This window comes from Micromonospora sp. 4G55, assembly GCF_016803375.1.
The window spans coordinates 1-9,033 of the sequence record NZ_JAEVHN010000224.1; the positions used below are offsets into that span (position 1 = coordinate 1).

Annotated in this window: 9 protein-coding genes; all 9 read right to left on the reverse strand. The window is 71.3% G+C overall.

Annotated features, from left to right (window positions below):
- Window positions 1–168 precede the first annotated feature (168 nt).
- Window positions 169–342, reverse strand: coding sequence for a hypothetical protein (locus JNW89_RS18815; protein WP_238447914.1), 174 nt, complete (start codon window positions 340–342; stop codon window positions 169–171).
- Between the two features lie 460 nt (window positions 343–802).
- On the reverse strand, window positions 803–1,429 hold the full coding sequence (locus JNW89_RS18825) for a TetR/AcrR family transcriptional regulator (protein ID WP_238447913.1): 627 nt from the start codon (window positions 1,427–1,429) through the stop codon (window positions 803–805).
- A 224-nt stretch (window positions 1,430–1,653) separates the two neighbouring features.
- Window positions 1,654–2,925, reverse strand: coding sequence for an ABC transporter substrate-binding protein (locus JNW89_RS18830; protein ID WP_238449907.1), 1,272 nt, complete (start codon window positions 2,923–2,925; stop codon window positions 1,654–1,656).
- Window positions 2,926–2,979: 54 nt separating this feature from the next.
- Window positions 2,980–4,119, reverse strand: a complete 1,140-nt coding sequence (locus tag JNW89_RS18835) for a branched-chain amino acid ABC transporter permease (RefSeq protein ID WP_238447912.1) — start codon at window positions 4,117–4,119, stop codon at window positions 2,980–2,982.
- Entirely contained in the window at window positions 4,116–4,994 is an 879-nt protein-coding gene (locus JNW89_RS18840) for a branched-chain amino acid ABC transporter permease (RefSeq protein WP_238447911.1), read from the reverse strand. The genes JNW89_RS18835 and JNW89_RS18840 overlap by 4 nt, the downstream gene beginning before the upstream one ends.
- A 27-nt stretch (window positions 4,995–5,021) precedes the next feature.
- Window positions 5,022–5,738 carry an ABC transporter ATP-binding protein gene (locus tag JNW89_RS18845; protein ID WP_238449908.1) on the reverse strand — a complete coding sequence of 239 codons (717 nt, stop codon included), beginning with the start codon at window positions 5,736–5,738 and terminating at the stop codon, window positions 5,022–5,024.
- On the reverse strand, window positions 5,735–6,580 hold the full coding sequence (locus JNW89_RS18850) for an ABC transporter ATP-binding protein (RefSeq protein ID WP_238447910.1): 846 nt from the start codon (window positions 6,578–6,580) through the stop codon (window positions 5,735–5,737). Before JNW89_RS18850 ends, JNW89_RS18845 begins: the two co-directional genes overlap by 4 nt.
- 191 nt (window positions 6,581–6,771) lie before the next feature.
- Window positions 6,772–8,325: a long-chain fatty acid--CoA ligase gene (locus tag JNW89_RS18855; RefSeq protein ID WP_238449909.1), complete on the reverse strand. Its 1,554-nt coding sequence runs from the start codon at window positions 8,323–8,325 to the stop codon at window positions 6,772–6,774.
- 76 nt (window positions 8,326–8,401) lie between these two features.
- The coding region (locus JNW89_RS18860; RefSeq protein ID WP_238449910.1) for an SDR family NAD(P)-dependent oxidoreductase at window positions 8,402–9,033 on the reverse strand (632 nt) is incomplete at its 5' end.

The window sequence follows — 9,033 nt, forward strand, 5'->3', positions numbered from 1 at the left end:
TGTCGACACTTCTTCGCCCTTTTCGCCGACAGCCTCTTCGGTGTTGGCGATTTCAAAAATACTTGTTTCCCCGCCTGACTCCGCGTTCTCTGTGCATCCAATCAAGGATAATGAAATGAAGAATACGCCGATAATCAACCCCAGAACCTTCGAATTAACTTTCATCACTCAATCCTCCTTCGAATGGAATATCCATTCGCGGTCGTGGTACAGGCAGCGGCGGATGCCCAGCTCGCCATCGGAGCAGCCGCTGAATACCGTCAGAAGGTAGGCGTTCACGGCAGCAACAGGAATCGCCTCACCCCGGTCCGCTTCTACCGTCTTGGCGGCGTGCCCAGCCAACGGGACCGCGAGGCAGCCCGCGAGAACGACGGCGACAGCCGCTGTGGCGCGGAGTCGCCATGAACGCGCGGAGTCGCCATGAACGTGGGGCGAGGGGCAGCGCGATCATGAGCGGAGACTACCTACTGGATCATGGTCGCCACAGAGCAGTGCGCCGGCCGTGTGGGACGCCTCGGCCAGGGCGTTGTCATACGACGTGTCGATTCGCCCCATGAGCGGCGGATGCCGTGGCGGCTCGCCGGGGGGCGCCGTCGCTTCGGCGGGACGTGGAGCGGTTGTTCTGGCGCGATCGCCAGGGGACTCACCAGCGAGGACGCGGGGCTTGCTGTCGGCGCGTCGCAGGCGGCTGGCAGCCGCTGGTTCCGAGACCGTGGCGGCATGCCGTCGCTCATGCGCGCTCCTGTCATGGGCCGGTATCTGTCGTTCCCGGAGCGGGAAGAGATCGCCATGCTGAGGCGGGTCAGCGCAGCCCGGCGGCGATGGCGTCGACGAGCAGCGCGCCCAGGGTCCGCGTCAGGGTGGCCCGCGCCGCCTCGACGTCCAGGCCCATCGCGTCGCGCATCATCGACCAGGCCGACCAGGTGCTCGCCACGGTCAGCGCGTCGAGCAACTGCTCGCGTCCCGGACCGGCGTGCGCCAGCTCCGGGCCGAAAACGGTCTCGATCTCGCCGCGTACCCGGGCGATGTTGCCCTCGCGGTTGCGGCGCAGCTGCGGCGAGAACGGCTCGCGCAGCGCGGACGCGCGGGCCGAGGGCGCCAGCACCTCCAGCATCCGGGCGCGCTGGGCGCTGAACTCCCCGATCCGCCGGGTGAGCGGCAACTCCGGCGAGATCGGCCGGACCATCGACTCCTGCCGCTCGCTGACCCGCCGGCCGGTCGCGGCGAACAGGGTCTCCATGTCCTTGAAGTTGGTCCACAAGGTACGCAGCGACACTCCCGCGCGTTCGGCGATGCGCTCCCCGGTGGGCCGGAGGTCGCCCTCGTCGATCAGCGCGAGGTGCGCGTCGACGATGGCGACGCGGGTACGCTCGGCGCGCGCCGACCGCCCGTCCACCCGTGCCGGCCCCTCGGCGTCCACGTCGATCATGTGCTCGTCCCCTGTCGTAGGGCGTTGTCGAGAAATCTGCACCGGCAGTGTATCGACATGCGCCAAACGGGGGTCGGACGGCGTCCCCTCCGCCAGCCCGCGCCATGTCGGCGCGACAATGCGCACCCTGCGTGCGTCCTGTTGGACGCTGGGACCGAACGGAACCGGGCCGCCACCGTCGGGTGGCGGCCCGGTCCGGAGCACCGCGCTGCGGCGGTCGCGGATCAGGTGGTCGGGATCGCCTCGGCCGGCGGCGCGGCCGGCGCACCGGTCAGCTCGGTGACGGCGCCGTCACCGTCGTCGGTGGTGTAGGTCGGGCCGAAGTACGCCTGGACGCCGTTCTGCACCTTGTTCATCCGGACGCCGCTGTAGCCGGCGTGGACGTCCTTGCTGTAGCGGAACGGGGTCAGGCCCGGCCCGGTGAAGCCGCCCTTTTGCACCGCCTCGACCAGCTTCTCGCGGGTCAGGTCCTTGCCGGCCGCGAGCAGCGCCTGCACGAAGGTGTACGCCATCGAGTAGCCGTAGACGGCGTTGCCGTCGATCGGGTTGGCGGCGTTGTACCGCTGGTGGATCTTGGTGTACTCCTGAATCCACGGGTTGCTCGGGTCGTTCGCCATCGGCAGGTAGTTGTCGGCGATCATCCCCTCGAGGATCACCTTCTTGTCGCCGAGCTGGTTGGAGAGCGTGGTGTAGTCGGCGCCCACGTTGGACACCACCCACTGCGCCCGGAAGCCCTGCCCGGCGGCCTGGCCCATGGCCAGCGCGGTGAAGCCGGGGATGCTCGCCGAGATCACCACCTGGCAGCCGGCCGCCTTCAGCGCGCCGATCGCCGGGCCGACCTGCGGGTTGGTGGGAGTGTAGGTCTGCTTGGCCACCACCGGCCCGAGGATCTTCTCCACCCCGGCGAGGGAGTCGCGGCCGAAGTCGTCGTTCTGCCCGAAGTGGCACACCTTCTGGCCGGGGAACTGCTGCTTGACGAAGGTGGCCAGGATCTTGCCCTCGACGGTGTAGTCGGGCTGCCAGCCGAAGGTGGTCGGGTACTTCTCGGGCTGGTTCCAGTTGCGGCTGCCGGAGGAGACGAAGAGGTCGGGCACCTTCTGCGTCTTCACGAATTCCAGCACGTTGGTGTGGGTGGGGGTGCCGAGGCCGCCGAGGAGCGCGAAGACCTTGTCGTCGAGGACGAGCTTGCGGACGACGTTGTCGGTGTTCGCCGGGTTGTAGCCGTCGTCCATCACCTTGTAAACGATCTTCCGGCCGTTGACCCCGCCCTTGCTGTTGACGTGCTCGAAGTACGCCTTGGTGGCGGCGGAGATCTTCGAGTAGCCGGCCGCGGCGGGACCGGTGAGTGGCTGGTGGGTGCCGATCACGACCTCGGTGTCGGTGACACCCGGGACGTTCTCGGCCGCCTTCTGCTCGTCGTTGGCGCAGGCCGACGCGCTGACCATCAGCGCGAGGCCGGCAGCGGCCGCGAGTACGCGGCGTGTGGTGAGATGCATGGTTCTCCATTCCGGTGCGGGTGCGAAACGGGGTGGGGTGGAACCAGGGKGSGGTCAGGGGTGCGGGGCCCGGCGGCGCGGCCGGAGGCGTGCGGTGAGCGTGCGGGCGGCGCCCTGGAGGCCGCCCGGGGCCGCGAGCATGACGACGATGAGGATCAGACCGAACACGGCGAGGGCCAGGTTGCCCTCCAGCCGCTGGGCGAGGCCCGCCGGCAGCGTGAAGGTGTCGGTGACGAGGCTCGGCAGGTCCTGCAGGGCCACCAGCAGGACCGCTCCCCAGACCGCGCCGGCGAGGCTGCCCAGCCCGCCGATCACGATGGCCATCAGCAGGAACAGCGACAGGTCGAGGGAGAACTTGCCGGGCGCCACGGTGGCGGTCAGCACCGCGTACACGCCCCCGCCCAGGCCGGCGCAGGCGGCGCTCACCACGAAGGCGAGCACCTGGTTGCGGGCGACGTGGATGCCGGAGAGCCGGGCGGCCACCTCGTCGTCGCGGACGGCGCGCAGCGAGCGGCCGAACCGGCTGCGCACCAGGTTCGCCATGAGCAGCATCGTGGTGAGCGCGGCGAGCAGCGCGATCCAGGCCAGCCACCGTTCCGGCTGGAAATAGGCGCCGAGGAACGCCGGCGGCGTCTCCGCCGGGAAGCGCAGCCCCTGCTCGCCGTTGAAGACGTCGGTGAAGATCGTGGCGATCGCCGGGACCAGGGTGGCGACGGTGAGGGTCACGCCGGCCAGGTACGGCCCGCGCAGCCGGGCGGCGGCCAGGCCGATGACCAGCCCGGCCGCCGCGGTCACCGCGACCGCGGCCAGCAGGGACAGCGGCAGGATCCACCGGCCCTGCACCGCGCGTGCCTCGAAGGCCCGCTGGACCAGCGCGACGGTGTACGCGCCGGTCGCCATCAGGGCGCCGTGCCCGAGGGAGAGCTGGCCGTTGAGGCCGACCAGGACGGTGTAGCCGGCGGTGACGCAGAGGAACGCGCAGACCCGGGCCACCTGGAGGTTCTGGTACGGCGGCAACTGGTTGGTCAGCAGCACGACGAGGGTGCCGGCGAGCACGACCGGGACCAGGTGGCGCAGCAGCGTCGAGCCGCCCGCCGGGGCGGTGTCCGGCGGGCCGGGCAGCAGCCGGCGCAGCGGTGACGGCCGGCCGGGTGGCGGTTCGGCCGTGGACACGTCGGGCTGGGTGGTGGTCACACATGCCTCGCTCTCGCGCTGGAGAAGAGCCCGCCGGGGCGGACCAGCAGGACCGCCAGCAGCAGGACGAGGACGGCCAGCGGCGTGGTGTCCGGGCCGAGGTAGCCGGTGACGTAGGACAGGATCAGGCCGACCAGCAGGCCGCCGACCACCGCCCCGGCCGGGCTGTCCAGGCCGCCGACGACGGCCGCGGTGAACGCGACGACGAAAACCAGGTCCATCGCGTGCGGGTGCAGCCCCAGCCCGGTGGGGATGACCAGCATGCCGGCGAGGGCGCCGACCGCGGCGGCCAGCGCCCAGCCGACCGTGAGCATCCGGTTGACGTTGACCCCGAGCAGCCGGGACACCTCGGGAGCGAAGGCGGAGGCCCGCATCCGCAGGCCGATCGGCGTACGGGTGAACAGCAGCGCGAGCAGCACCACGACCACCAGGACGGCGCCGAGGACCCACAGGTCGTACGGGGACAGTGCGGCGATCCCGCCGATCGACAGGGCGTCGGTGTCGAACGGCGCGGCCGCCGGCCGGTACTCGTTGCCGAAGACCATGCCGAGCACCGCCTGGATCAGCAGCACCAGGCCGAGGGCGACGATGACGTCGTTGAGCGGGTTGGCATGCCCGACGAAGCGCATCAGCACCCGCTCGACGAGGGCACCCAGCGCAAGGCCGGCGAGGACGGCCGCGCCGAGGCCGAGCCAGTACGAACCGGTGGCGGAGGCGACGGCGTAGCCGACGTAGGCCGTCGCCACCGCCATCGCGCCCTGCGCGAAGTTGACCAGACGGGCGGCCCGCCAGATGAGCACCAGGGCGAGGGCGAACGCCGCGTAGACGGCGCCGGTGGACAGTCCGTCGAAGGTGAGGAACAAGAACCGGTCCAAGCGCGGATCCTTCCTACGGGTGGGTGGTCAGAACCCGAGGTACGCGTGACGTAGCGTCTCGTCCTCGCGCAGCTGTGCCGCCGGGGTGGCCATGACGACGCGACCCAGGGACATGACGACACCCTGGTCGGCGACGGAGAGGGCGCTGCGCACGTTCTGCTCAACGAGCAGGACGGTCAGCCCGGTGTCGTCGCAGAGCCGGCGCAGCAGCGCCATGATCTGCGCGGTGACCCGGGGTGCGAGGCCGAGCGACGGCTCGTCGAGCAGCAGCAGCCTCGGCCGGGCGATCAGCGCCCGGCCGAGGGCGAGCATCTGCCGCTCCCCGCCGGAGAGCTGGTGCCCGGCGTGCCGTCGCCGCCGGGCCAGCGGCTCGAACAGCTCGTACACCTCGTCCTGGGCGCGCCGGGCGTCGGCGCGGTCGCGGCGCCACAGCCCGCCGAGGCGCAGGTTCTCCTCGACGGTCAGCTCAGCGACGATGCCGCGGCCCTCCGGCACGTGCGCCAGGCCGCGGCGCACCAACGCCTCGACGCGGACGCCGCGCAGGTCCGCGCCGTCGAACCGGACCTGGCCGCCGGTGGGGCGCAGCAGGCCGGAGAGGGTACGCAGCAGGGTGGTCTTGCCGGCGCCGTTGGCGCCCAGGACGGCGGCGATGGTCCCGGTCGGCACCTCGAAGGTGACCTCGCGCAGCACCGGCACCGGTCCGTAGCCGGAGCTGAGCCCGTCGACCGTCAGGATGGCGCTCACGGCGCGACCACCGGACCGGCGGCGGTGCCGGTGGCCCCGGCCGGGACGTCGGCGCCGAGGTACGCCTCGGTCACCAGCGGGTCGTCGCGTACCTGCTCCGGGGTGCCGGCGGCGATGACCTTGCCGAAGTCCAGCACCACGATCTCGTCGCAGACGGACATGACCAGGTCCATGTGGTGCTCGACGAGCATGATCGAGCAGGCGGCGTCGGCCCGGCCGGGCAGCGCGGTGATCAGCTCGGCCAGCTCGCCGATGTCCTCGGCGCCGAGCCCACCGGCCGGCTCGTCGAGCAGCAGCAGGCGGGGTCGGGCGATCAGGGCGCGGGCGAGGGCGACCCGCTTGCGCACCGCGTACGACAGGGTGCCGGGCGCGGCGGTGGCGTGCCGCGCGACGCCCAGCTCGGTGAGCAGGTCGAGGGCCGCCTCGCGCAGCCGCCGTTCGTCGCGGTCGCTGCGGGGCAGGCCGAACAGGGCGGTGGTGAAGCCGGCCCGGGCGGCGTGGCTGGCGCCGGCCATGACGTTCTCGATGACGGTGAGGCCGGGGAAGAGGCCGACGCCCTGCAACGTGCGGGCGATGCCGAGGCGGGTGAGTCGGTGCGGACGCGGCCGGAACGGCCGGCCGTCGAGGGTGAGCGAGCCGCTGGTCGGCGGGACGAAGCCGCAGACCACGTTGAACAGGGTGGTCTTGCCGGCGCCGTTCGGGCCGATGACGCCGACGATCCGGCCGGGCGGCACCCGCAGGGAGACGCCGTCCAGCGCGACCAGGCCGCCGAACCGGACGCCGACGTCGCGCAGGACCAGGTCGGTGCCGCCGGCGGGAGTGTCGGTGGGTGGTGGGCTCATCTTCACCTCTTACGGGACGCGGCGACGGGGGAAAGCGCGGTGCGACTCGGGCGAAGCATCGGGGGTTATTACACCGGGAGTGTACTTTTAGCATGGAGACCGTCAATGGCTCGTTACGACGCTGTGATCTGGGTGCGTCGTACCAGGACAATGCGGTCGACCCGAGTCGTTGCCGACCCGGGTGGCGGCGGCTATTGCACTTGCTGTGCAGGGGATTCCAGCAGGTCCTTCTTCAGTTCCCGCTTGAGCAGCTTGCCGGTCGGGCCCTTCGGCAGTTCGGCGACGATGCGGACCTGCCGCGGGTACTTGTACGCGGCGAGCCGCTCCCGGCAGTACGCCACCAGGTCGTCGGGCGTCACCTCGGCGTCCGGCGTGACGCTGAGCACCGCCACGACCTCCTCCCCCAGCTTGGCGTCGGGGCGGCCGAGCACCGCGGCCTCGACGACCGCCGGGTGGGCGTACAGGACCTCCTCGACCTCCCGGGGGTAGACGTTGTAGCCACCCCGGATGATCATGTCCTTCTTGCGGTCGACGATGAACAGGTAGCCGTCGGCGTCGGCGTACGCCAGGTCTCCGGTGTGGAACCAGCCGCCGCGGAACGCCTCGGCGGTCGCCTCGGAGTTCTTGTAGTAGCCCTTCATCACGTTGTGGCCGCGGACCACGATCTCGCCGACGTGCTCGGGCCCGGGCGGCAGCGGCCGGTCGGCGTCGTCCACGATGCGGGTCTGCACGCCCCAGATCGGCTTGCCGATGGAGAGCACCTTGCGCTGCTCGGCGCTGATGTTGAACGTGGTCGTGCTGGCCGTCTCGGACAGCCCGTATCCCTCCAGGATCACCACGCCCGGGAACCGCTCCTCGAAGGACCGGATCACCTCGCCGGGGATCGCCGCCCCACCGGAGACGCCCACCCGCAGCGAGGAGAGGTCCCGACCGGTGAGGTCGGCCTGCAACAGGGCGAAGTACATGGTGGGTACGCCGGAGAAGATCGTGCACCGGTGCCGCTCGATGGCGTCGACCACCGGCCCCACCTCGAAGCGCGGCACGAGCACGATGGTGCCGCCGTAGCGCACGGCCACGTTGAGCACGCTGGAGAGGCCGAAGACGTGGAACAGCGGCAGGACGGCCAGGCCGATGTCGTCGTCGCGGAAGCCGAACAGGTCGCCGCCGACGGTGCAGTTCATGTAGAGCTGGAAGTGGGTCAGCTCGGCGCCCTTGGGCCGGCCGGTGGTGCCGCTGGTGTAGAGCAGCACGGCCGTGTCGTCGGCGTCCGTCGGCGCGATCTCGCCGGTGTCCTCGGCCGCGTACAGCTCGTCGAAGTGCCGGGTGCCGTCGGGCCGCCGGTCGCTGCCCGGCAGGTTGACCACGTACGTCGTCACGCCGTCGACCTCGGCGGCCCCCTTGGCCGCCTCCTGCGCGAACAGCTCGAAGGTGATGAAGACCCTGGTGTCGGAGTCCGCCAGGTGGTACGCGACCTCACCGGCGCGCAACAGCGGGTTGAGCGGCACCATGACCAGGCCTGCCTTGAGGATCGCGAAGTAGGCGAAGAGGAACTGCGGCACGTTGGGCAGTTGCACCGCGACCTTGTCGCCCCGGCGCAAGCCCAGGCCGAGCAGGCCGGCGGCGACCCGCCCGGAGATCTCGTCCACCTGGCGGTAGCTGAAGGTCAGCTGGTCGAGGTGGCAGAGCGGCTTGTCGGGATGCGCCCGGCGGGGCTCCCGGAGGATGGTCGCGAGGTTGAAGCTCATCGGTGCTCCTCCTGTGCGGCGAGTCGCGGGACATCGAGCAACGTGACAGCCGGTCTACGCCCTGCGCCCGCGGGCGTCAAGGCATGACGAGGCCGCCGTCGACCGGCACGGTCACTCCGGTCACGTACGACGAGGCGTCGCTGGCCAGCCAGATCAGCGTGGCGGCGAGCTCCTCGTGCTCGCCGAGCCGCCCGGCCGGGGCGAGCGCCTTGACCATCTCGAAGGTGCCCGGCTCGAGCTGGTCGCTCATCTCCGAGGCGAAGAAGCCGGGGGCGATGCAGTTGACCCGGATGCCCTTGCGGCCGGTCCACTGTGCCGCCAGGTCGCGGGTCAGGCCGATGACACCGGCCTTGCTGGCGGCGTACGCGGCCTGCGGGATGCCGCCCGGGCGCAGGCCGATCACGCTGGAGATGTTGACGATGGCGCCGCCGCCGGTCGCCGCCCGGGCGAACGCCTGGGCCATCCAGTAGCTGCCCATCAGGTTGACGTCGACGACCGAGCGGAACTGCTCCGGGGTCTCCCGGGAGGCGGGCACAGCGGTGCCGACCCCGGCGTTGTTGACCAGCACGTCCACCCGACCGAACTGCTCGACGGCGGTGGCGATCAGCGCCTGGCAGTCCTCGGGCCGGCTGACGTCGGTGGCGCGGGCCGCGTAGCGCCGACCGGCCGCCTCGACCAGCGCGCCGGTCTGCGCCAGGCGCTCGGCGC

Excerpts from the sequence above, each read along its gene's own strand:
- JNW89_RS18830 (WP_238449907.1), bottom strand. The coding sequence starts at position 2,925 with ATGCATCTCACCACACGCCGCGTACTCGCGGCCGCTGCCGGCCTCGCG.
- JNW89_RS18855 (WP_238449909.1), bottom strand. The coding sequence starts at position 8,325 with ATGAGCTTCAACCTCGCGACCATCCTCCGGGAGCCCCGCCGGGCGCAT.
- JNW89_RS18850 (WP_238447910.1), bottom strand. The coding sequence starts at position 6,580 with ATGAGCCCACCACCCACCGACACTCCCGCCGGCGGCACCGACCTGGTC.
- JNW89_RS18825 (WP_238447913.1), bottom strand. The coding sequence starts at position 1,429 with ATGATCGACGTGGACGCCGAGGGGCCGGCACGGGTGGACGGGCGGTCG.